Raw genomic sequence first — 22082 nt, 5'->3', positions numbered from 1 at the left:
GGTGATACAGGAAGCAGCTCGCGCCGCGAGGTGCGTAGCGCCACCGCCCCGTCAGGGGCGGTCGGAATCCCGGTCTCTTCAGGACCGGGAGGAAGTCAAATCCAGGGGCCGTGGAGTCCCTGGTCGCTGTCCGAGGGAACTACTTCGTGTTCTGCTGGACGGCGGCGAGGAAGGCGCGCCACTCGGCCGAGTCGACGAATGAGATGTGCCCCAGCTGCCGGTTCCGGGTGTCGCGGACAGCCGCGCCGGTGAGCAGGTCGGCGACCTCGACGCAGTCGCTTCGGTCGCTGTGGCTCGACTTGCGGAAGGTCAGGTTCGTGGTGGGGCGCATGGTCGCCTTCCTACCCCACCTGGGCCTTTGCAATGGCGTGCTGAGATCAACCGTCCCTGTCCGGCCAGAACCACTGATCCGCTGGTGTGTCCTGAAATCAGCGGATACGCTTGGCGGCGGACGAATGCAGAGAAGGCTCCGACCATGTGGTCGGAGCCTTCTCGTTGCCAGAAGGCCTAAGTCCTGTCGTAACAGGCGGAGGCCAGGAAGGCGTGCCACTCGGCCGGGGGCAGCTCCAGGTGGCCGAGCTCACGATGCTTGGTGTCGCGCATAGCCACCCCACCAGGCATGTCTGCGACCTCCACGCACTCCTGTGCGGTGCTGCTGTAGCTGGACTTGCGGAAGTGCAGATCGTCTGTGGATGAGTGCATAGGTGGTCTTCCTAGAGGTCGGCAAGCATCTTCTTCATCATTCGGATGGACTCCAGTTGCGATCTGGCTGTCACCTGGAGGTGGTCGAACACATGGCGATACTCCGCCACCTCGGCCTCCTCCTCCAGGAACAGACCCTCGGTACGGGTCTCCAGATAGACCAGTGGAGCGTCCATCTCGTCTGGGAAATCGAGCAGTACGAACGGCCCGCTGAGGCCGGGGTGTAGCCCTGCGGAGAACGGGAGCACCTGGATGGTGATCGCGTTGTCGGGATCCTCGGCTTGGGTGATGAGATGCCGGAGTTGCTCTTGGGCGATGCCTTCTGTTGCGGGGAGCCGATGGAGAGCTGACTCGTCGATCACGGCCCAGATCGTCGGCGGGTGCTCACCGTGCAGTACTTCTTGGCGGGCCATCCGCGCTTCGACGATGCGGTCCACCTCGTCGGCAGGCCGTGCAAGGGCTGCCCGCGCCGATGCGGCAGCGTAGCGCTCAGTCTGGAGCAGGCCGGGGATCACGATGGGTTGATAGGTCGAGATGACGGACGCCTCGGACTCGAAACCCACGAACGAGGACCCGCCGAACACGTCCTTGAACTTGGCCCACCAGCCCTTCGTTCGGGACTGGCGAGCCAACTCCAGGGTTGCTTCCCGAGTGGCGTCGTCCTTGACCCCGAAGTAGTCCAGGAGTTGACGGATGTTGCCGAGGTCAGGGCGTGTCCACTTGTTGCCCTCCATGTGGGCCAGGCGACCACGTGACCATTCCAGGGCTGCGGTGACCTCCTCCAGCGTCTTCCCGTGCTCGTGCCTGAGGTGACGGAGCACCGCAGACAGGCGGCGTCGACGAACGGTCGGGCTGTATTTCCTGCTCATCTGCCTCTCCCGTGAGGGTGGTCGTGCCGATCGTATGGCGAACTTCTCATCAGGGCATCTTTCGGAATCCTGTGATCGGATTCTCTTGATTGCCTTGCAAAGATTAGATTCCTAAGTTCATCATAGAAGCGCATTCGCCCACGCCGCCCTCATCCAGCGGCATCCCAATCCGGAGGTGCGCCTGTGCGCTACCTGCTCCTGTTCCTGCTGGCGCTGTGGCCCCCTGCCCGCGCCGTCTACCGTCCCCCGGCGGCCGACCGCGTCCCCAGCGGTGTGCGTCGGCTGGTGCGCGGGGCCGTCCGCCCCCGGCGGGCGGCGCGTGCTCGCCGCTACGCCCGCCCCGGTCCGGCGCTGCCGTTCGTGGTCTCCGGCCCCGCCGACCTGGTGCGCCTGATCCCCGGGCCGCGACTGACCGCCACCGCCGGTCTGAGCTGGCTGAGGGCGGGGTGGCGGTGATGGACCGCATGGACCGACGCGAGGCGCACCGCGCCCTGGACGAACTCATCGCCGGTCGCTGGGTCGTCTCCTACGAGGTCGACGACGCCGGAGTGAGGACCTACACCGCCCGGCGGCCGGTCGGCTGGACCGGCGACGGCAACCCGTTCGAGCGGCTGGAGGCCCCCTCCTACAGGGAACTGTTCTCGGTCATCGCCCGCCACGAGCCGCGCCCCGTGCCCCCGCCCCGGGACGGAGGCGTGCGGTGACCGAACACCTGGACAACGCCCCGACACTGCTGACGGCCGGTGAGGTCGCGGCGATATTCCGGGTCGACAACGCCACCGTGAACCGGTGGGCCCGCCAGGGCAAGGTGCGGTGCGTGCGCACCCCCAGCGGCGGCCAGCGGTTCGACGCCGACGAGATCCGCCGCCTCTTCGGCGAGCAGACGGGCGGCCAGCCATGAACGACAACGACCGGGAGAACGCCCCGCTGACCGCTGAGGAGGAGAGGGCGGTCGAGATCCAGGGCCGCTGGGTCGCCCTGCGGATCGCCTGGGAGGACGGGCTCAGGGCGCGTGGCGAACACGTGCCGGGCCCCTTCGACGACGTCGAGTGGGGCGACTGAGCCGACACCCCACGGGTTCGGGGCTGTGGCGCACGTCACCACGGCCCCGAAGGCACGCCGGCGCAAGGGCTCCCGGTGACCCAGGTCTCACGGGCGTAACAGAAACGAACGACGTGGTTCACACGGTCTCACAAATGGTATTACCATTGCCGTCACCTGTTCCAAGGGCAGGTCAAGGCCGTGTCATCGGCGGCCCAGAGTCCTCAACCGCCCACCGGAAGGCTCCGTCGTGGAGAACTTCGAACCCGTCTACGGCACGGGACCCCTCCTCGGGATCGCGGCCGGCGCCATCGCCCTCCTGCTGCTCCTGATCATCCGTTTCAGACTGCACGCGTTCGTCGCGCTCGTCCTGGTCAGCGTCCTGACCGCGCTCGCCACCGGCATCCCCGCCTCCGGAGTCGTGCCGACCCTGCTCGACGGGTTCGGCGGCACGCTCGCCAACGTCGCCCTCCTGGTCGGCCTCGGGGTCATGATCGGCCGCCTGCTGGAGGTCACCGGCGGCGCCGCCGTCCTGGCCGGGGCCCTGATCAAGGCGTTCGGGGAGAAGCGCGCCCCGCTGGCCCTCGGCGTCGCCTCCCTGCTCTTCGGCTTCCCGATCTTCTTCGACGTCGGCCTCATCGTCATGCTGCCGATCGTCTTCAGCGTCGCCCGGCGCCTCGGCGGGTCGGTGCTCACCTACGCCCTGCCGACGGCCGGCGCGTTCGCGGTCATGCACGCCTTCGTCCCGCCGCACCCCGGCCCGGTCACCGCCGCGGTCGAGATCGGCGCCGACATGGGCCTGGCCCTCCTGGTCGGCCTCGTCCTGGCCGTTCCGACCTGGTACCTGTCCAGCTACCTCTACGGCCTGTGGGCGGGCAGGCGGTTCGAGCTCCCCGTCCCCGACGACATCCTGGCCGACGGCACGGTCAAGCACGACGACCCGCCGCGCCTGGCCACCGTCCTGGGCATCCTGCTGCTCCCGATGGTGCTGATCTTCGGCAACACCGGAACCGCCACGCTCGTGGCGACCGGCGCCGTCGCCGAGGACGCCGTGTGGGTGCGGGTCCTGCAGCTCCTCGGCCAGACCCCGATCGCGCTCCTGCTCACCGTCCTGGTCGCGATGGTCGTCCTCAGCCACGGCCGGTTCTCCCGCGCGAGGGTCGAGGAGATCGTCGGCGGCGCGCTCGGCCCGGTCTGCGCCATCATCCTCATCACCGGCGCGGGCGGCATGTTCGGCGGCGTCCTGCGCACCAGCGGCATCGGCGAGGCGCTCGCCGCGACCCTGGAGTCCACCGGCCTGCCGGTCATCGTCGCGGCCTTCGTCATCGCGCTGGCCCTGCGCGTCGCCCAGGGGTCGGCGACCGTGGCCCTCACCACGGCGGCGGGCCTGATCGCCCCGGCGGTGCACGCCACCAGCGGGCTCTCCTCGATCGACCTGGCCCTGACCGTCATCGCGATCGCGTGCGGCGCCACCGCGTTCTCGCACGTCAACGACTCCGGGTTCTGGCTGGTCGGCCGCTTCCTCGGCATGGACGTCAAGACGACGCTCAAGACGTGGACGGTCATGGAGACGCTCATCGGCTTCGTGGGCTTCGGCCTCGCCTTCGGCCTGAGCCTGGTGGTGTGACCGGGACCCGACGCGGTCCGGGGACGCCCGTGACCTCAGGAGTGCGCGCCGTCGTCCGCGTCCAGGGCGACGGCGACCTCGCTGACGATGGAGCGCATCGCCGCCTCGGCCACGTCGGGCAGCCCGTCGGCGATCGCCCGCGCCACCGCCGTGTGCAGGCGCAGCGCCTCCGGGCGCGGCCGCCGCGGCATGAGGTGGTAGGAGGTGCGCCCGACCAGCACCTCGGCCACCACCTGGGAGAGCCCGACGAACATCTCGTTCTCCGACAGCTCCAGGACGCGGCGGTGGAAGGCGATGTCCAGGTCGAGGAAGGCGTCCAGGTCCCCGGCGCCGCCGGTCTCGGACATCCGGTCGGCGACCGCCGCGAGCCGGGCGCGCTCCTCGGGCGCGCCGCGCACGGCGGCGAGGGCGGCGGCGGCCGGTTCCACGGCGGCGCGCAGTTCGTTGAGCGAGCGCAGCTGGTCCATCCGGCCCGGTCCGGCCAGCCGCCACCGGATGAGCTGGGGGTCGAAGACGCTCCAGTCCGTGCGGGGGAGCACCCGGATCCCGGTCCGGGGGCGGCTGACCACCAGGCGCATCGACTCCAGGACGCGGACGGCCTCCCGCGCGACGGTGCGCGAGACCCCGAAGTCCGCCTCCAGTCCCTGGAGGGTGAAGGCGTGCCCGGGCTCGTACTCGTCGGCGGCGATCGCGGGGCCCAGGACCGCCAGCACGCGGTTGTGCAGTGTGCGGTTGTCAGTGCCCATCGTGCTCCCAGCGCTCCGGATTCCAGGGCCCGGCCGTGATCGGCGCGGCCAGCCCGAAGCCTAGTCGGACTGATTGATATCACTATTCAAGACGGTGGCCGCGCCCGTGCGCGGGTACACACGAGAGCGGGAGAGACATGCACCTCGTCTTCATGGGAGTCTCGGGCAGCGGCAAGACCACGGTCGCCGCGCGCGTGGCGGGGCGGCTCGACCTGCCCTTCGCGGAGGCCGACGCCTTCCACCCGGACGCCAACATCGCCAAGATGGCCGCGGGCGTGCCGCTGACCGACGAGGACCGGTGGCCCTGGCTGCGCGACCTGGCCGGATGGATCGCCGAACACGACGCGCGCGGCGGGTCCACGGTCATGGCCTGCTCGGCGCTGAGGCGCTCCTACCGTGACGTGCTGCGGGAGGGCGCCCGTGACGTGCGTTTCCTGCACATGAGCGGGACCTTCGAGGTCATCAGCGCGCGCATGGGCGCCCGGGAGGGCCACTTCATGCCCCCCGCCCTGCTCGAATCGCAGCTGGCGACCCTGGAGGAGCTCGGCCCGGACGAGCGCGGAGAGGTGTTCGACGTACGCGAGGACGTGGACGCCCTGACCGAGCACGCCCTGGCCTACATCGGCCGTCCGGTCCGGTCGGCCGGGGCCTGAACCACGTCCCCGTCCGCGGGTGAAGGCGTTCTGAGCTGGGAGGACGGTGTGCGGGCCGGATTCTGGGCCGGGTTGGGGTCCGGGCCCGGGGGAGGAAACGGACACCCCGCTGTTGCGCGGTACCCCTACCGCACGTAACCCTGTTCGTCATGTATGAGACGGTTTCCTCCCCCTCCGTCCCCGAGCAGCGTCCCGAGGTCGCCGCGCAGGCTCCCCGCACGGGACTCCTCTCCGGCCGCCGCCCCGGTGAGCGACCGCCGTCGGACGTCCAGCAGACCTGCGCCCTGATGTTCGTCGCCGGGCCGTTCTTCGGCTTCCTCGCCTACGCCGCGTGGGACCGGCTGGGCGCCGGGGCGCCCACACAGGTCGTCACCGATCTGCGGACCCTGTTCGTCCTCTCCGCCCTGACGGCGGCGGTGGCGGTCGGGCTGGCGGTCCCCGTGCTCCGGGCCGTGCCCCTGCTGTGGCGGGTGGCCCAGTTCGGCGCGCTCGCGGGGATGGGGGTGGCCCTGTCGGGGCTGCACCGGGCGGCCCAGATCTCCAGCACCCTCCTCCTGGTCGCCGCGGCGCTGGCGGCGCTCGTCGCGATCGTCGTGAACATCGCGCTGTGGACCACGGCCGTCCGCCGCTGGTGCGACGTCCGCGGCGCCGCCTGAGAACGCTTCCCTCCCGGGGCCGGTCAGCCGTCCAGGAAGGCCGCGAGCGCCTCGCCCTGCCCGAGGATCGCGTGCCCGGTTCCGGGCAGGACGCTCACCTCCGCGTGCGGGGCGCACGCGCGTATCCGCCGGGCGGTCCGGCGTGAGTCGAACATCGCGTCGCGGTCGCCCACGATCAGCCGCACGGGCACGGTCAGGCGGCGCAGCGCGCCGTCGGAGAACACGGGCAGCGGTTCGGTGCGCGGCCGAAACCCCGAGAACGTCAGCTGGACGGCGTCCAGGACCTCCCGGTGCTCCGGATCCCGCAGACCCGTCATCGCCCGCACGGACCGGCGCCTTCCGCCCGGAACCAGCAGTCCCAGCAGCATGGTCCCGAGGATGCGTTCCGTCCTTCGCCGACCCACGCCGCCGGGGCACAGCAGCCCCAGGCGCCGGACGCGTTCGGGACGCCGGTCCGTGTAGTCCAGGGCGACCCAGCCGCCCAGTGACATGCCGACGAGGGCGGTGGCGGTGACCCCCAGCCCGTCCAGGACCTCGTCCAGCCATGAGGCCAGAGCGTCGGAGCCCAGGGGCGGGCGTGAGGGGGCGCTGAGTCCCGGTTCGCCGATGAGGTCGACGCAGTGCACCCGGGAGCCGCGCGCGAGGATCGCGGCGTCGTCCCGCCAGGCCGTCGTGTTGGCGCCGGACCCGTGGAGGAGGACGACCGGGGGCGCGTCCTCGGGCCCGCAGGAGACGACGAAGGTCTCGCCCGCCCGGGTGGGCACCCGCGCGTGCTCGACGGGTACCGGCCACGCGGCCAGGTCCCGGAGGTAGCGGTCCCGGATCCGGCGCTCGGCGTCCGGGGACCGGTAGATCGCGCTCACTGGTCGAGCACCGCCTCCATGTAGTCGAACAGCCGGGCCGTGTCCGCCAGGCCGCCCAGGACGACGACCTTCATCCGCGACCGGTCGGCGTCGAAGACCGTCTCGAGGCGCAGCCGCTGGCCGTCGGAGCGCGGACCGGCGGCCATGCCGGTCAGGAGCGTGGTCAGGCGGTCGGCCGTGGCCCGGTCGATCCCCTCGACGTCCACGATGCTCGACACCTCGGTGTGCCGCTGGCCGGGAGCCCCGCCCGGCGGATCGGGCACCGGGCAGCCGGTGAACGCCTCCAGGGCGGACTGGGAGATCCGGTACTGCTTGCCGATGCGCACGGCGTGGAGCCGTCCGTCGCGCACGTAGTTGCGGATGGTGCGCACGTGCAGGCCCAGCCGTTCGGCGACCTGTTCCACGGAGTAGAGGCGATCGTTCACAGGATGACCCTAACCTTCCTTATCTTCCTGTGCAACAGGGTAGTTTGCGGAGTGTTGAAGGCATGTCCGGTTGAGTGGGTGGGGTCCGGTTCGGCCCGTGGTCCCCAACTTCCTTTTCTTGGACAAAGAGGACAAACGTTGAACATCGCATGATCCCTTTTATTTCACTCATAAAGGCTGCAAAGCCCATATAATTCCCCGTTGGGTTTCCTCGGCGGGGCGGGAGGGTAAAGGGATTCGGTTGGACATCGCGTCCAGAAAATCGGAGCTATGGATCACGGCACAGTACTGAAACGGTTGTATTAATACCCAGCCGTCCATCTTCCCCGGTGCACTTGGCGCGGTTTAGGGTCCACACCATCAACCAGGGCCTCGACCCCCCGCCCACACCGAGGTGGACCATGTTCACGAAGTCTTCCCGAAAGCCGTTGGCCGCGCTGGCCGCGGCCGCCACACTCGCGCTGGTGGCGACAGCCTGCGCGGAGAGCGAACGAGAGGGTTCGGGTGGCGATGATTCCGAGCCGTTCGTCTTCGCGAGCGCGGGTGACATCAGCACCCTCGACCCCTTCTTCACCAGTGACGGAGAAACGTTCCGCTACAGCAGGCAGGTCTTCGAAACTCTGCTGAAACACGAATCCGGCGGCACGGAGATCGTCGGCGGCCTCGCCGAGGACTGGGAACAGTCCGAGGACGGGACCGAATGGACCTTCCACCTGCGCGACGGCGTCACTTTCCACGACGGCGAGGAATTCAACGCCGAGGCCGTGTGCGCCAACTTCGACCGCTGGTTCAACATGACCGGCCCCTACCAGGACGGGAACAACTCCTACTACTGGCAGTCCATCTTCGGCGGCTTCGCGGAGAACGAGAACGAGGACATCGGCGAGCCCCGCTTCGAGTCCTGCGAGGCGACCGAGGAGCTCACCGCGGTCGTCACCATCTCCGAGTACTCCTCGGTCTTCCCCGGAGGGTTCTCCCTCGCCGCCTTCGGCATCATGAGCCCCGCCGTGATCGAGCAGGTCGAGAACGAGGAGATCACCGGCGAACCCGGGAACTTCACCCTCCCCGCCTACACCCAGGAGGCCGGGACGGTCGCCGGAACGGGTCCGTTCCGCGTCACCGAGTGGAACCAGGACCAGGCCGAGGTCACCCTGGAGCGCTACGAGGACTACTGGGGCGACCCCGCGGGCTTCGAGACGATGATCCTGCGCGCCATCCCCGACGAGAACGCGCGCCGCCAGGCCCTGGAGGCGGGCGACATCCACGGCTACGACCTGGTCGCCCCCGCCGACGTCGAACCCCTGGAGGCCGCCGGGTTCCAGGTGCCCACCCGCGGCGTGTTCAACGTCCTCTACATGGCCTACCAGCAGGAGACCAACGAGGCCCTCGGCGACGTCGAGGTCCGCCAGGCCCTCGCGCACGCCGTGGACCGGCAGCGGATCGTCGACACCATCCTCCCCGAGGGCGGTGAGGTGGCCACCCAGTTCCACCCCGACACCCTCGACGGCTGGTCGCCCGACGTCCAGACCTACGAGTACGACCCCGACCTGGCCCAGCGGATGCTGGCGGACGCGGGGCAGGAGGACCTGACGGTCGAGTTCTGCTACCCCACCGACGTCACCCGGCCCTACATGCCCGCGCCGCGCGACATCTTCGACGTCATCTCCGCCGACCTGGAGGCCGTCGGGGTCACCGTGGAGGCGACGACCTACGAGTGGACCGAGTACATCCCGCGGACCAACGCGGGCGACTGCGACATGTACCTGCTCGGCTGGACCGGCGACTACAACGACGCCTACAACTTCATCGGCACCTGGTTCAGCGGCCCCAGCGACGAGTTCGGGCTGCGTGACCAGGAGCTGTTCGACGCCATGGCCGAGGCCAGCTCCAACCCGGACACCGAGGAGCGCGTCGCCGCCTACCAGGACCTGAACGAGCAGATCATGGAGATCCTTCCGGGGCTGCCCATCTCCAGCTCCCCGCCCTCCATCGCCTTCGCGCCGAACGTCGTTCCGCCCAACGTCAGCCCGCTGACGCAGGAGGAGTTCGCCGAGGCCTCCTGGCAGTGAGGCGGGGCCCCTTCCCCCACCAGGGGGAGGGGGCGGTCACTCGTCGCCCTCTCGGAGCACCCGCCCCAACCCGGCGGGTGCTCCGCGTACACAGTTCCCAGGCACGGCCCGTGTCGACCCCCGGGCCGTGCCCCTCTGGCGAAAGGCGGCAAAGGTGCTGCGATTCATCGTCAGGCGTACCCTCCAGCTGATCCCCACCCTGGGTGGCCTGTCGATCCTGCTGTTCGCCTGGCTGCAACGACTGCCCGGCGGACCGGAGTACGCCCTCCTCCCCGACGACGCCACGCAGGAGCAGCGCGAGGCGCTGCGGCGCGCGCTCGGTCTGGACGAACCGTTCACCGTCCAGTACCTGGCCTTCCTCCGACGGATCGCCCAGGGCGACCTGGGTGCCTCCCTCCAGACCGGCAGACCCGTGCTCACCGAGTTCTGGACACGCTTTCCCGCCACGTTCGAGCTGTCCATGACGGCGATGCTCATCGCCGTGTCCGTGGGCATCCCGCTCGGATACCTGGCCGCCCGCCGACGCGGTTCGGCACTGGACTTCGCCGCGGTCGGCGGCTCCCTGCTCGGCATCTGCACGCCGGTCTTCTTCCTGGCGTTCATCCTCAAGGTCGTCTTCGCCGAGACCCTGGGCTGGCTGCCGTCCGCGTTCCGGCTCTCGCCCGGCCTGACCCGCACCGACATCACCGGCTTCGTCCTCCTGGACGCCGTCATGACCCGGGAGTGGGACGTGGTCTGGGACGGGTTCGTCCATCTGATCCTGCCCGGCCTGGCGCTGGCCTCGATCCCGCTGGCGGTCATCGTGCGCATGACCCGGGCCAGCGTCCTGGAGGTCCTCGGCGAGGACTACGTGCGCACGGCCGACGCCAAGGGGCTGCACCCCGGCACCGTGCGCACCCGCCACGTGATGCGCAACGCCATGCTCCCCGTGGTCACCGCCGTCGGCCTGCTCACCGGCAGCCTGTTCGCCGGGGCGGTCCTGACCGAGAGCGTCTTCGCCTTCCCCGGGATCGGCTCCTTCGTCTACTCCGCCACCCAGGAACGGGACTATCCCGCGCTGACCGGCTTCATCCTGCTCATCGCGACGATGTACGTCCTCATCAACCTCCTGGTGGACATCTCCTACAGCCTCCTCGACCCGAGAGTGCGGGCCCAGTGATGCCAACGACACCCAGCCCCCCGCTCCTCGGCCGCAAGGCCGCCAAGGTCGACCGGCTCGCCGAGCTCATGGGCGAGCGCGCCGACGACGGCCACGGCGCGAGCATCTGGCGCGAGGCCCTCTCCCGTATGCGGCGCAGCCCCATGGCGATCACCGGAGCCGCGGTCGTCGTCGTGTTCGTGCTGATCGCACTGTTCGCCCCGCTGATCGCGCCCTACAGCCCCGTCGAACAGACCTGGGGCGATGAGGTCTTCCCCAACCGCAACGTGTTCGTGGGCCCGCGCGCCGAGAACTGGTTCGGTCTGGACAACCTCGGCCGCGACCAGTTCTCCCGCATGGTGATCGGCGCCCGGCAGACCCTGCTGGTGGGGGTCGTCGCCACGATCGTCGGCTTCGGCGTCGGCGCCCTGCTCGGCGGCACGGCCGGTGCGGCCGCCGTCCTCGGCGGGCGCTGGGGCCGACAGCTGGACAACGTCGTCATGCGCTTCATCGACATGATGCTCGCGCTGCCCACCCTGCTGCTCGCCGTCACCGTCGCCGCGCTCATCGGCCCCAGCCTGCTCACCGTCATGCTCGCCGTGGGCGTGGCCCAGGTGCCGATCTTCGCCCGGCTGCTGCGCGGCGCGATGATCTCCCAGGGCGGCCGGGACTACGTGCTCGCGGCGCGGGCACTGGGCGTGGGCGAACGCAGGATCGCGCTCACGCACATCCTGCCCAACTCGATGGGCCCGGTGATCGTGCAGTCCACGCTCACCCTGGCGACCGCGATCATCGACGCCGCCGCCCTGTCCTACCTGGGGCTGGGCAACCCCGACCCGTCCTTCCCCGAGTGGGGGACGATGCTCGCCGACGCCCAGCGCTTCCTGTCCAGCGCGCCCTCCCTGGCGGTCTACCCCGCCCTGGGCATCATCGTCACCGCGCTCGGCTTCACCCTGCTCGGTGAGGCGATGCGGGAGGCACTCGACCCCAAGCTGAGGAAATGACCATGAGTTCCAGCACGCCACTGCTGACCGTGGACGAGCTGTCCGTGGTGTTCCGCCGGCGCGGCGCCGAGGCCACGCGGGCCGTGGACGGGGTGTCCTTCACCCTGGAGGAGGGCCGGGTCACCGGCCTGGTCGGCGAGTCCGGCTGCGGCAAGAGCGTCACCTCACTCGCGCTGATGGGGCTGTTGCCCGACCGGGGCGTCACGGTCGGCGGCTCCGCGGCGCTGCGGCTTCCCGACGGGGACGTCGACCTGCTCTCCCTCTCCCAGAGGCGGTTGCGCGATCTGCGCGGGTCCCAGCTGGCGATGATCTTCCAGGACCCGCTGAGCTCCCTCAACCCGGTCGTGCCCATCGGCCGCCAGGTGACCGAGATCCTCCGGCGCCACCGGGGTCTGGGCGGAGAGCGCGCCCGCAAGGAGGCCGCCGACCTGCTGTACCGGGTGGGCATCCCGGACCCGACCCGGCGGCTGCGCGAGTACCCCCACCAGCTGTCCGGAGGTATGCGTCAGCGGGCCCTGATCGCCATGGCGGTCGCGTGCCGTCCCCGGCTGATGATCGCCGACGAGCCCACCACGGCGCTGGACGTCACCATCCAGGCGCAGATCCTGGAGCTGCTGCGGGACCTGGTCACCGAGGAGGGCACCGCGCTGCTGATGATCACCCACGACCTGGGGGTGGTCGCCGGGCTGTGCGACGACATCAACGTCCTGTACGCGGGGCGCGCGGTGGAGCGGGCGCCGCGGTCGGAGCTGTTCGCCGACCCCACCCACCCCTACACGGTCGGACTGCTCGGTTCCATCCCCCGGCTGGACGCGCCGCGCGGGGATCCGCTCACCCCCGTCCGCGGTTCGGTCAACGACAACATCGCCTGGTCCGACGGGTGCGCGTTCGCCCCCCGCTGCGACCACTACACGATGGACTGCCTCCAGGGGGCGCCCGCGCTGGTCGAGGCGGCGGGCGGCGGCGCCCACACGCACCGCTGCGTGAACCCCGGCGCGGACGCGGAGCGGGAACCAGAGGAGGCCGCCGGGGCGGAGACCGGGCCGGAGGAGGCCCCCGCCCCGGAGACCGGGGCGGAGCGTACGGCGGCGGTCGACAACGAGGAGGGGCGGGCATGAGTCTGCTGCGGATCGAGGACCTCAGGGTGCACTTCCCGATCAGGCGGGGGGTGGTGGTCGACCGGACCATCGGCCACGTGCGCGCGGTCGACGGCGTGAGCCTGGCGGTCGAGAGCGGACAGACCTACGGGCTCGTGGGGGAGTCGGGCTGCGGCAAGACCACCCTGGGCCGAGCCGTGCTGCGCCTGGTGGACGTCACCGACGGCTCGGTGTGGTTCGACGGCCGGGACCTGGCCGGCCTGGACGCGCGGTCGATGCGCCGTGAGCGCCGCAGACTCCAGATGGTCTTCCAGGACCCGCTGGGCAGCCTCAACCCCCGGCAGAACGTCGGTTCGATCCTCATGGAGGGGCTGCGCGTCCACGGAATCGGCGGCCCGGACGAGGGCGAGGGCGCGCCGCGCGGCCGGGAGCGCGACCGCCTCGTGCTCCAGGACCAGCGCAGGCGCGTGGTCGACGCCCTGGAACGGGTGGGCCTGTCGTCGAAGGCGCTCACCCGCTATCCGCACGAGTTCTCCGGCGGCCAGCGCCAGCGGATCGGGATCGCCCGCGCGCTGGTCCTGGAACCGGACCTGATCATCTGCGACGAACCGGTCTCGGCACTGGACGTGTCGATCCAGGCGCAGGTGCTCAACCTGTTGGAGGAGCTCCAGGACGAGTTGGGCCTGACCTACCTGGTGATCGCGCACGACCTGGCGGTCGTCCGGCACGTCAGCGACGTGGTCGGGGTGATGTACCTGGGCGGCCTGGTCGAGGAGGCCGACAGCGACGACCTGTACGAGTCCCCGCTGCACCCGTACACGCGGTCGCTCATGTCGGCGGTGCCGGTGCCCGATCCCGGGGTGGAGGACACCCGGGAGCGGATCCTGCTCTCCGGGGACCTGCCCTCGCCCGCCGACCCTCCGTCGGGCTGCCGGTTCCACACCCGCTGTCCGTGGCGGCAGGACGACCGGTGCGCCACCGAGCGGCCGGAGCTGCGGCGGTTGGCGGACGCGCCGGAGACGAGCACCCACCGGGTGGCGTGCCACCACGCCGAGCGGATCCTGTCCGGGGAGATCCAGCCCAACGAGGAGCGCGCCGAGCGCATCGTGCACGGGAGCTGAGCGCCGTCCGGGTCGTCTCCGCGGCGCCGCGGAGACATCCCGGCGGCACGGCCGTGCCTTTTGATGTGATGTGAGTCACACTTGGAGTATGGATGATGCCGCTGACCAGGGTCGGAGCAGACCCCGTCCCCTCCCGGCCGCCGCGCCCGGCTGGGTGTGGCCGGTCGCTCTGGCGGTGGGTGCGGTCGCGGCCGTCCTCGCCTACCTCCTCGCCCCGGTGGCGCCACCGCCGCCGCCGACCCTGACGGGCCACAACGCCCTCGCCGAGGACGTGGCGGCCGTGGTCGACCCGCGCGACGTGCAGGGCCTGGTGGTGGCGCGGTTTCCGGTCGACGCCCCCGACGCCGTCGAGTTCGCGCGGGCGGGGACCGAGGACGGCGCGGTCGCGGTCGACCAGGAGACCCTCTTCGAGACCGGTTCGCTGTTCAAGACGGTCACGGCGATGACCCTGGCGGACATGGTGGAGAAGGGGGAGACGTCGCTCGACCGCACCCTGGTCGAGGTGTTCCCGGACGCCGTGTTCGCCGATCCGGACGTCGCCGGGGCCACGCTGGAGGACCTGGCCACCCACCACTCCGGCCTGCCGACGCTTCCCGCCGGCGACCCCCTGTACGGCTACGTCATCGCGCCGGTCATCCTCACCGACCCCTTCGCCGGAGCCCCGCCCCCGGTGGAGGCGCTGGCGACCACCACCGCCGACCGGCCCGGCGAGTTCCAGTACTCCAACCTCGGCTTCTCGGTCCTCGGCGCGGCGCTGGCCGCCGAGAGCGGCACGCCCTACCCCGAACTGGTCGCCGAGCGGGTCCTGGAGCCGCTGGGCATGGACGACACCGTCGTCGGCGTCCCCGGCGGCGGCGCGGTTCCCCACGCTGTTCCCGGCGCACGCACCGAGCCCTGGCGGGACACCGACTACGCGCCCGCCGGCAGCGGCACCTGGAGCACCCCGGCCGATCTGACCCGGTACCTCACCGCGGTCGCCGACGGCACCGCCCCCGGGATGAGCGCCCTGGAGCCCGTGTACGAGGGGATCCCCGACCCCCGGGGCGGGGCGGACGACTTCGCCCTGGGACTGGCCTGGTTCACCGTCGACGTGCCCGGGGTCGGCCCGGTGACCAGACACGCGGGCGACACCTTCGGCACCAGCACGATGCTGGCCCTGGACGGAGCGCGGGGCGTGGTCGTCATGTCCAACGCGCAGAGCGTCGACTCCATGGAGCTGGCCTACGAGCTCCTGAAGGAGGACCCGCGGCCGCTGGCCGACACCCCTCCCACCCCCGTCGCGGTCGCCGCGACCGTGATGACCGCGGTTCCCCCGGTGCTCCTGCTCTCGCTCATGCTGCGCCGCCGTACCCTCCTCACCCAGCGCCCCCTCGACCGCCTGCGCGTCGTGTCGCTGTCCCTGGGGTCCCTGTCCTGGCTCGTCGCCGGACAGCGGGCCGGGGACTGGACCTGGGCTCCCCTGGCGCTGTGGGCCCTGGCCGTGGGAGCCGCGGCCGCCGGGGTGACGGTGGGGGTGTGGCACCTCCGCCGGGCGCCGACGGAGAACGGGCGCCGGCGGTGGCTGCACGTGCCGGTGTTCGTCCTGTCGGTGGTCTTCTCGCTCACCCTCGGTTCGCTCATGCTCTGGGGGCTGGTGGCCGCCTACGGGTGAGGGGGCCGAGCGGCGGCGGTCCCACCGGGGCGGATGACAGATGTCATGTCCGGGTTCGTGAATCCTCACGGCCGGGCGGTGACAGCCGGGTCTTACGGTGGGTCAGGCGATCCGGAACGCTGGGGGCATGGCTACCGCTGACCCCCGGACCCAGGCGCCGCCGCCCTCCCCGCCGAAGCGAAGGACACGCCGTCCCCTCCCGGCCGCCGCCCCCGGTCGGGTGTGGCTGACCGCTCTGGCGGTGGGCGCGGTCGCGGCCGTCCTCGCCTACCTCCTCGCCCCCGTCTCCCCGCCGCCGCCCGCGAGGTTCGGCGGCCACAACGCCCTCGCCGAGGACGTGGCGGCCGTGGTCGACCCGCGCGACGTGCAGGGCCTGGTGGTGGCGCGGTTTCCGGTCGACGCCCCCGACGCCGTCGAGTTCGCGTGGGGCGGGACCCTGGACGGAGCCGTTCCCGTCGACGAGGACACGCCCTTCGAGACCGCGTCGGTGTTCAAGACCATCACCGCGATGACCCTGGCCGACATGGTGGAGAACGGGGAGACGTCGCTCGACCGCACCCTGGCCGAGGTGTTCCCGGACGCGGAGTTCGCCGATCCGGACGTCGCCGGGGCCACGCTGGAGGACCTGGCCACCCACCACTCCGGCCTGCCGACCGCCCCCGACGGCACGACTCTGCGCTCCCGGATCCTGCCCGCGCTCAACCTCACCGACCCCTACGCCGCCGCCGAGCCCCCGGTGGAGGCGCTGGCGACCACCACCGCCGACCGGCCCGGCGAGTTCCAGTACTCCAACCTCGGCTTCTCCGTGCTCGGCGCGGCGCTGGCCGCCGAGAGCGGCACGCCCTACCCCGAACTGGTCGCCGAGCGGGTCCTGGAGCCGCTGGGCATGGACGACACGGTCATCGTCGAGGGGGTCCCCGAGGGCGGGGCGGCGCCCAACGTCGTTCCCGGGGCGCGGACCGAACCGTGGGACAACACCGCCTACGCTCCCGCCGGGATCACCACGTGGAGCACCGCGGCCGACCTGGCCCGGTTCCTCACCGCGGTCGCCGACGGCACCGCCCCCGGCACGGGCGCCCTGGACACCGTCCGCGAGGACGTCGCCTTCCCCGGCGTGCCCGCGGACCACCCGAGCGGACTCGACGGCTTCGACCTGGGTCTGGCCTGGATGACCTCCGACTGGCCGGACGTCGGCCGGGTGACCTCGCACAGCGGCGGTACGCTCGGCACAGCCACGATGGTGGCCTTCGACGACACCCACGGGGTGGTCGTCATGGCCAACTCGATGGCCGTCGACTCCCTGGGCCTGAGCCGCGAACTCCTGAAGGACGACCCCGAGCCGCTGACCGGAGGCCTTCCGGTCTGGCTCACGACCGTTCCCACTGTGATGATGACGGTGATCCCACCCGTGCTCCTGCTCTCGCTCCTCCTGCGCCGCCGTACCCTCCTCACCCAGCGCCCCCTCGACCGCCTGCGCGTCGTGTCGCTGTCCCTGGGGTCCCTGTCCTGGCTCGCCGCCGGACAGCGCGCCGGGGACTGGACCTCGACCCCCATGCTGCTGTGGGCCCTGGCCGCGGGCGTGGTGGCGGCGGCCGTGACGGTCGGGGTGTGGTTCCTGCGCGGAGCGCCCACGGAGAACGGGCGCTGGCGGTGGCTGCACGTGCCGGTGTTCGTCCTGTCGGTGGTCTTCTCGCTCACCCTCGGTTCGCTCATGCTCTGGGGACTGGTGGCCGCCTACGCGTGACCAGCGCCGTCGCGGGCCCGCCGTCCGGGCCGCGACGGTCTCCGTTCGGTATCCGTAGCCCGAGTGTTTCCTGTTCTGGGCGGGACACGCGATAAGTTTGTGTCGTCCCTTTTCATCATTCGCCCTGGATCCCCGCTCTCCGGGCTCGCACCCCGCAGGAGTTCCCTGTGTCCCCCAACCCCGGCCCCGGCGTGCTCAGCGCACGCCTGTTCACCAGCGCGGCCCTCGTGGCCGGATTCGTTCTCGGCGGTGCCGCCGCCGCGTCGGCCGACCCCGGCAACGGCGGCGGGAACGGCGCCCCCGGCGACAACGGCACAGTGAAGATCCACGACCCCGAGCGTCCCGAGGAGGACCGCCGCAACGTCCCCAAGGTCTGCGGCTTCTACATCACGGCCTTCAACTTCGACGCCGGTCAGGAGGTCGACTGGGAGATCGTCACCCAGGGCGGCTCGCCGGACTCCCGCGAGACCGTGCTGGAGGACACCCTCGTCCTGGACGAGGAGGGGGAGGGCAGCACCGAACTCCTGGACCTCCCGGACGGCCACTACCGCCTGAACTGGACCTTCGAGGGCGAGAACGGCGAGGGCAAGCACAAGGTCTTCAAGGTGACCTGTGACGACGAGGAGCCCACCGAGGAGCCGACCGACGACCCCTCGGACGAGCCGACCGAGGAGCCCACCGAGGAGCCCACCGAGGAGCCGACTCCCGAGCCGAGCGAGGAGCCCAGCGAGGAGCCGAGCCCGACCGACGACCCCTCGGACGAGCCGACCGACCCCGGCAGCACGCCGACGCCGGAGCCGACCCCCGAGCCGACCGAGGGTGACGACGCCCCGGCCCCGGACGAGGACTCCCCGAGCCTCCCCGTGACCGGATCGGCGCTCGCCGGCCTGGTCGCGGTCGGCGCCGTGGCAGTCGTGGGCGGCGGAGCGGCCGTCTACCTCAGCCGTCGGGGCAAGGGCTCCACCGAGGGCTAGCGTTCGGCTCGGTCAGAGCCTGGGGGCGGTGCCGCGGGCACCGCCCCCTCCGCTTGCCCGGGGTGGTTTTCCCAGGGGGCGCGGTTCAGGCCGCGCGCAGCGCCGCGCACACGTCCAACAGCCGCCGCCGCAGCACGGCGCCGCGCTCGGCGAACCCCCGCTGGGCCGCCATGTACTCGGCCTTGCCCTCGGCGGTCTCGATCCGCACCGGCTCGTACCCCCACGCGACCAGGTCGTAGGGGGAGGCGCGCATGTCCAGGACCCGGATGTCCCTCGACAGTTCGAAGCAGTCCACGACCAGCTCCGACGGGACGGCCGGAGTGAGCTTGTACGCCCACTTGTACAGGTCCATGTTGGCGTGCAGGCAGCCCGGCTGGTCGAGGTCGACCTGGGCCTCGCGGGTCGGTCGCAGGGTGTTGAGCGGCCGGGCGGGCCCGGTGAAGAACCGGAAGGCGTCGAAGTGGGAGCACTGGATCCGGTGCGACTCCACGACCCGGTCGGTGCCCTCGTGGCCGAGCCGCAGCGGCACCTGTCCGTGGCGCACCTCGTCCGTCCGGTAGACCATCGCCCACTCGTGCAGCCCGAAGCAGCCCAGGTGGGCGGGGCGGTCGGCGACCGCCGACAGCAGGCGCTCGACGAAGCCCACCACCCGGCGGGCGGTGCGGAAGGCGTCGGCGTCCAGACCGACGGCCCCGTCGGGGAGCGCGGTGTAGAACCGTTCGTCGAGGCGGGCGCGGGCGCCCTCGCCGAGCAGGACGGTGCCCACGCCCGGGTGCCAGCGCCGCAGCTGGGAGGGCTTGAGGTTGTAGTAGGTGAACAGGAAGTCCTCCACCGGGTGGCGCTCGCCCTCCCGGCGGCGCCGCAGGTGGTCGGCGACGAGTGCGTCCACGCGTCGTTCGTGCCCTCGGGCGCGCTCGCGCCACTCCGGTTCGGTGAGGGCGGTCACCGCCCCGGTCGTCGTTCCCATCACGGCCCCCAGGGTACGCGGGGCCGTGGGTGCCGCGCCGTGGGCGTCCGTTGAGGGTGGTGGAGGGTGACGAAGAGGGAGGAACTGCGCCGCAGGCGACGTTTGAGGGTGGTGGAGGGTGACGGGCGGGCTCAGTTCGACTGCTGCACCGGCAGGTGGCGGCCCAGGTAGCCCACGTAGACGCGGTTGGTGGTGCCCGGCCCCAGGTGGGGGTAGAAGTACAGCCTCGGGCAGATCCCGTACTCCGTGTCGAGCTTGATGTGGGCGTACATGGGCACCCGCCCACCCGGGTCCACCTCCGTGGGGACCCGGAAGAGACGTTTGTCGTTGAGTTTGCCCCGGTTGCGTACGTAGTCCGACTCCTGCGACGCCAGCCGCTTGACCGGGATCACCTGGTAGCCGTCCGGGGTCTCACGCAGGTAGGAGTGGAAGCCCAGCCCGCTGCCGGGGTTGTCGAACTGGTAGCGGGCGTAGTCGTTCAGGGCCAGCAGCGCCTCCCAGGCCCGGGTGACCCACAGCCCCTCCTTGCGGCTGTCGGAGAGCTCGTACACCGTGTCGTGGTCCTCGATGGTGAAGAACAGGTGCGGCAGGGCGGAGCCGTCGGTGATCTGTTCCAGGAGTTCACCCACGCACGTGGGGGGCGGACGCCGGGTGTCGCGCGGGGCGGGGGCGGCGGCCAGCCGGTAGAGCCCCTCCTCACGGGCCCGGGCGCGCAGCCACCGGGTCTCGTGGCGGGCGGCGCGGAGCTGCTCACGGGCGGTGTCGAGCTCGTCGGTCAGGTCGGCCGTCTCGGCGAGCAGCTCCTGGCGTTCGTCGGCGAGCTCGCTGATCCGCGCGCTGAGCCGTTTGACCTCGTCGCGCAGCCGCTGGGTCAACTGCTCCTGTGCCTCCCGCTCCTGGGCGGCCGCGAGTTCGGCCGAGGCGACCGGAGCCGGGGCCGCCTGGCGGGCCGGAGCGGGCACGGACGGGCGAGCACCGGCCCGGGAACGCAGGTCCGCCGTCTCCTCCGTGAGGAGCGCGTCGATGGCCCGCAGCGGTGCGGGCAGCCTCGTGTTGACCGCGTTGTCCCGCACTCTGCGGGAGAGCGCCGCGCCCACCCAGTTGCGGACGCGGTCGCCGTCGCGGGCGGTGTCCAGCGTCGCCGGGCTCATCCGGGGGTGGCGGGTCGGGTCGTCGGCGTCCGTCGGATCGACTCCCGGTAAGAAGGTGCGCACCCCGCCCGCGGGGATGTCCAGCTCCTCCGGCAACAGGCCGCCGACGCGGTCGAGCGCGGCGGCGTCCAGCACGTATCCGGCGCACATCCCGGTGCACCGGTTCAGGGCACCGGCCATGGCGGTGCGCCAGGCGGCCACGGTGACGTCGCGGGGGACGCCCGTCGCCACGATCGCCATCCGGCGGTCCGGGTCCCTGATCGCCGACACCAGGGCCTCCACCAGGGCGTCGTCGCGGCCGCGCACGATGCTCGGCGTCGACGGCATGGGCCAGCGGCCGTCGTGGGCGTCGACCTCCTCCAGGAGCATGCGCGCGGCCTCGGGCGGCATGACGTCCGGCCGCGGTTGGTCCGACGGCGGGTCGGCGCGGTCGAGGGGCTCCACGCTCATGTCGATCCACACGTGGTGGCGGGGTGAGAGCTCGGGATCCACCACGGCCGTCGCCACGGTGCGCCACACGCCGTCGGGTTTCTCGGACTCCGTGGTCAGGCGGAGGAAGACGAGTCCCTCGTCGGGGTTGTCGTGCCGGACCACGAGCGCCCGTGAGCGGTTGCTCAGTTCGAAACGGCCCGAGACGGAGAAGTCCACGCGCGCGCCCGAGTTCCCTCTCTTGCTCAGCCACCGGGACAGGACCGTCGAAGTGAGGGTGACCAGGTCACCGCCGGCTTCCGGGACCGAGACGAGCGTGCGGTAGACAAGTGGCAATGAGCGCTCCCGGGCTTCCCGTCGGCTGCGGTGGACCCGAGGGCCGGCCCGAACCCGCGGGCGGAGCCCTCACCAACCACTGTGAACGAAGGCGCCCGCCGACGCCAGTCGGGCGGCCAAGGATCCCTTCTCAGTCTGACCAGCTTAGGGCGTGTCCGGCGGACGCGTGCCCCGATGCGCTGGGGGCGGCGGCCACGGAACGCACCCCGGACCTTTCGGGTGGTGTTACCCGATGACCGGCATTCCCAAGCGATACCCGTCGTAGGTGGTGTGAAAAGAGGTGTCCCTGTGTGGCGGGCGTGTCCGTGTGTCGTCACCACGCAGTAGGTTCGCGGCCATGAGTTCTGGACTGATGGCCTACAGCGTCGACCTCGGCGCGCTCCCCGACGACTACACCAGGGCCCACTGCGACGCGTACGGCTCCTTCCTCGACAACCGCCCCTTCTACCCCGTGAAGTACTGGTGGTTCGCCGAGGTGGACCAGGCGCTCAAGGAGCTGGGTGTCACCGCCGTGCGCATGGACTCCCTGTGGACGGGTGGCGGGGCCGGTGAGGAGTGGTTCGCCGGGCAGGTGCGCGAGGCCGCGGAACAGGCGGCCGGAATCTCCGCCGAACGGGTGAACGCGCTGGAGGACTACTCCATGCGGGAGTCCGTGCACGCCGTCCTCGAGTGGATCCGGTACGCGGCGGCACGGGGCCACGGGATCGTGGGCTTCTACCACTGAGTGCCCGCCACCGCGGACGGCGACCGGCGCGTGTGCGGAGAGGACCCGACCGGATGCGCCAGTGTGGCCAAGTCCAAGGGGTTGGTTGGCAACGG

General features: G+C 71.4%; 24 protein-coding genes. 16 read left to right on the top strand and 8 right to left on the bottom strand.

Going from position 1 to position 22082, the window contains the following annotated elements; genetic code table 11:
• Window positions 1-139 precede the first annotated feature (139 nt).
• From KIK06_RS16305 to KIK06_RS16295, 3 genes are all read right to left on the bottom strand, one after another.
• Window positions 140-331, bottom strand: coding sequence for a DUF397 domain-containing protein (locus KIK06_RS16305; RefSeq protein ID WP_268643872.1), 192 nt, complete (start codon window positions 329-331; stop codon window positions 140-142).
• A 176-nt stretch (window positions 332-507) separates the two neighbouring features.
• A complete protein-coding gene (locus KIK06_RS16300; RefSeq protein ID WP_268643871.1) occupies window positions 508-702 on the bottom strand; it encodes a DUF397 domain-containing protein in 195 nt (64 codons plus the stop codon).
• A gap of 11 nt (window positions 703-713) precedes the next feature.
• On the bottom strand, window positions 714-1571 hold the full coding sequence (locus KIK06_RS16295; RefSeq protein ID WP_268643870.1) for a helix-turn-helix domain-containing protein: 858 nt from the start codon (window positions 1569-1571) through the stop codon (window positions 714-716).
• 183 nt (window positions 1572-1754) lie between these two features.
• Between KIK06_RS16295 and KIK06_RS16290 the strand changes: the two genes are divergently transcribed.
• The 5 genes from KIK06_RS16290 to KIK06_RS16270 all read left to right on the top strand — a co-directional run bounded on the left by KIK06_RS16290 (window position 1755) and on the right by KIK06_RS16270 (window position 4239).
• Window positions 1755-2027 carry a hypothetical protein gene (locus KIK06_RS16290; protein ID WP_268643869.1) on the top strand — a complete coding sequence of 91 codons (273 nt, stop codon included), beginning with the start codon at window positions 1755-1757 and terminating at the stop codon, window positions 2025-2027.
• Complete coding sequence (locus KIK06_RS16285; protein WP_268643868.1) at window positions 2027-2275, top strand: hypothetical protein; 249 nt, start codon at window positions 2027-2029, stop codon at window positions 2273-2275. The genes KIK06_RS16290 and KIK06_RS16285 overlap by 1 nt, the downstream gene beginning before the upstream one ends.
• A complete protein-coding gene (locus KIK06_RS16280) occupies window positions 2272-2472 on the top strand; it encodes a helix-turn-helix domain-containing protein (protein WP_268643866.1) in 201 nt (66 codons plus the stop codon). Before KIK06_RS16285 ends, KIK06_RS16280 begins: the two co-directional genes overlap by 4 nt.
• Window positions 2469-2633 (top strand): hypothetical protein, encoded by a 165-nt coding sequence (locus KIK06_RS16275; RefSeq protein ID WP_268643864.1) that lies wholly within the window; start codon window positions 2469-2471, stop codon window positions 2631-2633. The genes KIK06_RS16280 and KIK06_RS16275 overlap by 4 nt, the downstream gene beginning before the upstream one ends.
• Before the next feature lie 229 nt (window positions 2634-2862).
• Window positions 2863-4239, top strand: coding sequence for a GntP family permease (locus KIK06_RS16270; RefSeq protein WP_268643863.1), 1377 nt, complete (start codon window positions 2863-2865; stop codon window positions 4237-4239).
• A 35-nt stretch (window positions 4240-4274) separates the two neighbouring features.
• Here the strand turns inward: KIK06_RS16270 and KIK06_RS16265 are convergent, their stop codons facing one another.
• A complete protein-coding gene (locus KIK06_RS16265; protein ID WP_268643862.1) occupies window positions 4275-4985 on the bottom strand; it encodes a FadR/GntR family transcriptional regulator in 711 nt (236 codons plus the stop codon).
• A gap of 137 nt (window positions 4986-5122) precedes the next feature.
• On the opposite strand from KIK06_RS16265, the gene KIK06_RS16260 reads away from it, so the two are divergent.
• Both KIK06_RS16260 and KIK06_RS16255 read left to right on the top strand, forming a co-directional pair.
• On the top strand, window positions 5123-5638 hold the full coding sequence (locus tag KIK06_RS16260; RefSeq protein ID WP_268643861.1) for a gluconokinase: 516 nt from the start codon (window positions 5123-5125) through the stop codon (window positions 5636-5638).
• A gap of 149 nt (window positions 5639-5787) precedes the next feature.
• Window positions 5788-6294 carry a hypothetical protein gene (locus tag KIK06_RS16255; protein WP_017599511.1) on the top strand — a complete coding sequence of 169 codons (507 nt, stop codon included), beginning with the start codon at window positions 5788-5790 and terminating at the stop codon, window positions 6292-6294.
• Between the two features lie 23 nt (window positions 6295-6317).
• Here the strand turns inward: KIK06_RS16255 and KIK06_RS16250 are convergent, their stop codons facing one another.
• Both KIK06_RS16250 and KIK06_RS16245 read right to left on the bottom strand, forming a co-directional pair.
• Window positions 6318-7157: an alpha/beta fold hydrolase gene (locus tag KIK06_RS16250; RefSeq protein ID WP_268643860.1), complete on the bottom strand. Its 840-nt coding sequence runs from the start codon at window positions 7155-7157 to the stop codon at window positions 6318-6320.
• Window positions 7154-7582, bottom strand: a complete 429-nt coding sequence (locus tag KIK06_RS16245; protein ID WP_268643858.1) for a helix-turn-helix domain-containing protein — start codon at window positions 7580-7582, stop codon at window positions 7154-7156. The genes KIK06_RS16250 and KIK06_RS16245 overlap by 4 nt, the downstream gene beginning before the upstream one ends.
• 401 nt (window positions 7583-7983) lie before the next feature.
• Between KIK06_RS16245 and KIK06_RS16240 the strand changes: the two genes are divergently transcribed.
• The 8 genes from KIK06_RS16240 (at window position 7984) to KIK06_RS16205 (ending at window position 18380) form a co-directional block, all read left to right on the top strand.
• Window positions 7984-9651, top strand: coding sequence for an ABC transporter substrate-binding protein (locus KIK06_RS16240; RefSeq protein WP_268643857.1), 1668 nt, complete (start codon window positions 7984-7986; stop codon window positions 9649-9651).
• A gap of 154 nt (window positions 9652-9805) precedes the next feature.
• Entirely contained in the window at window positions 9806-10810 is a 1005-nt protein-coding gene (locus KIK06_RS16235) for an ABC transporter permease (RefSeq protein ID WP_017599507.1), read from the top strand.
• A complete protein-coding gene (locus tag KIK06_RS16230) occupies window positions 10810-11793 on the top strand; it encodes an ABC transporter permease (protein WP_268643855.1) in 984 nt (327 codons plus the stop codon). Before KIK06_RS16235 ends, KIK06_RS16230 begins: the two co-directional genes overlap by 1 nt.
• A gap of 2 nt (window positions 11794-11795) precedes the next feature.
• Window positions 11796-12911: an ABC transporter ATP-binding protein gene (locus KIK06_RS16225; protein ID WP_268643854.1), complete on the top strand. Its 1116-nt coding sequence runs from the start codon at window positions 11796-11798 to the stop codon at window positions 12909-12911.
• A complete protein-coding gene (locus KIK06_RS16220) occupies window positions 12908-14011 on the top strand; it encodes an ABC transporter ATP-binding protein (protein ID WP_017599504.1) in 1104 nt (367 codons plus the stop codon). The genes KIK06_RS16225 and KIK06_RS16220 overlap by 4 nt, the downstream gene beginning before the upstream one ends.
• Window positions 14012-14099: 88 nt before the next feature.
• Window positions 14100-15662 carry a serine hydrolase domain-containing protein gene (locus tag KIK06_RS16215; protein ID WP_268643853.1) on the top strand — a complete coding sequence of 521 codons (1563 nt, stop codon included), beginning with the start codon at window positions 14100-14102 and terminating at the stop codon, window positions 15660-15662.
• 127 nt (window positions 15663-15789) lie between these two features.
• Entirely contained in the window at window positions 15790-17406 is a 1617-nt protein-coding gene (locus KIK06_RS16210; protein WP_268643851.1) for a serine hydrolase domain-containing protein, read from the top strand.
• A 167-nt stretch (window positions 17407-17573) separates the two neighbouring features.
• Window positions 17574-18380: a hypothetical protein gene (locus KIK06_RS16205; RefSeq protein WP_268643849.1), complete on the top strand. Its 807-nt coding sequence runs from the start codon at window positions 17574-17576 to the stop codon at window positions 18378-18380.
• Window positions 18381-18465: 85 nt separating this feature from the next.
• On the opposite strand, the gene KIK06_RS16200 is transcribed toward KIK06_RS16205, so the two are convergent.
• Both KIK06_RS16200 and KIK06_RS16195 read right to left on the bottom strand, forming a co-directional pair.
• Entirely contained in the window at window positions 18466-19347 is an 882-nt protein-coding gene (locus KIK06_RS16200; RefSeq protein ID WP_268646025.1) for a 3-methyladenine DNA glycosylase, read from the bottom strand.
• Window positions 19348-19478: 131 nt separating this feature from the next.
• Window positions 19479-21263, bottom strand: a complete 1785-nt coding sequence (locus tag KIK06_RS16195) for a hypothetical protein (protein ID WP_268643848.1) — start codon at window positions 21261-21263, stop codon at window positions 19479-19481.
• A gap of 337 nt (window positions 21264-21600) precedes the next feature.
• Here KIK06_RS16195 and KIK06_RS16190 point away from each other — a divergent pair, with 337 nt between their 5' ends.
• The gene (locus tag KIK06_RS16190) at window positions 21601-21987 is read left to right on the top strand and encodes a DUF7691 family protein (RefSeq protein ID WP_241479632.1); all 387 of its coding nucleotides are present in this window, start codon (window positions 21601-21603) and stop codon (window positions 21985-21987) included.
• The last annotated feature ends 95 nt before the right edge of the window (window positions 21988-22082 follow it).

This window comes from Nocardiopsis sp. EMB25 (genome assembly GCF_026797795.1).
GTDB classification, from domain to species: domain Bacteria; phylum Actinomycetota; class Actinomycetes; order Streptosporangiales; family Streptosporangiaceae; genus Nocardiopsis; species Nocardiopsis lucentensis.
This window is presented reverse-complemented; position numbering and strand designations above follow the sequence as displayed.

Coding starts and splice junctions, on each gene's coding strand:
- KIK06_RS16285 (WP_268643868.1), top strand. CDS start 2,027: ATGGACCGCATGGACCGACGCGAGGCGCACCGCGCCCTGGACGAACTC.
- KIK06_RS16210 (WP_268643851.1), top strand. CDS start 15,790: ATGGCTACCGCTGACCCCCGGACCCAGGCGCCGCCGCCCTCCCCGCCG.
- KIK06_RS16240 (WP_268643857.1), top strand. CDS start 7,984: ATGTTCACGAAGTCTTCCCGAAAGCCGTTGGCCGCGCTGGCCGCGGCC.
- KIK06_RS16260 (WP_268643861.1), top strand. CDS start 5,123: ATGCACCTCGTCTTCATGGGAGTCTCGGGCAGCGGCAAGACCACGGTC.
- KIK06_RS16190 (WP_241479632.1), top strand. CDS start 21,601: ATGAGTTCTGGACTGATGGCCTACAGCGTCGACCTCGGCGCGCTCCCC.
- KIK06_RS16265 (WP_268643862.1), bottom strand. CDS start 4,985: ATGGGCACTGACAACCGCACACTGCACAACCGCGTGCTGGCGGTCCTG.
- KIK06_RS16295 (WP_268643870.1), bottom strand. CDS start 1,571: ATGAGCAGGAAATACAGCCCGACCGTTCGTCGACGCCGCCTGTCTGCG.
- KIK06_RS16215 (WP_268643853.1), top strand. CDS start 14,100: ATGGATGATGCCGCTGACCAGGGTCGGAGCAGACCCCGTCCCCTCCCG.
- KIK06_RS16300 (WP_268643871.1), bottom strand. CDS start 702: ATGCACTCATCCACAGACGATCTGCACTTCCGCAAGTCCAGCTACAGC.
- KIK06_RS16225 (WP_268643854.1), top strand. CDS start 11,796: ATGAGTTCCAGCACGCCACTGCTGACCGTGGACGAGCTGTCCGTGGTG.
- KIK06_RS16305 (WP_268643872.1), bottom strand. CDS start 331: ATGCGCCCCACCACGAACCTGACCTTCCGCAAGTCGAGCCACAGCGAC.
- KIK06_RS16255 (WP_017599511.1), top strand. CDS start 5,788: ATGTATGAGACGGTTTCCTCCCCCTCCGTCCCCGAGCAGCGTCCCGAG.
- KIK06_RS16200 (WP_268646025.1), bottom strand. CDS start 19,347: ATGGGAACGACGACCGGGGCGGTGACCGCCCTCACCGAACCGGAGTGG.
- KIK06_RS16275 (WP_268643864.1), top strand. CDS start 2,469: ATGAACGACAACGACCGGGAGAACGCCCCGCTGACCGCTGAGGAGGAG.
- KIK06_RS16220 (WP_017599504.1), top strand. CDS start 12,908: ATGAGTCTGCTGCGGATCGAGGACCTCAGGGTGCACTTCCCGATCAGG.
- KIK06_RS16230 (WP_268643855.1), top strand. CDS start 10,810: ATGCCAACGACACCCAGCCCCCCGCTCCTCGGCCGCAAGGCCGCCAAG.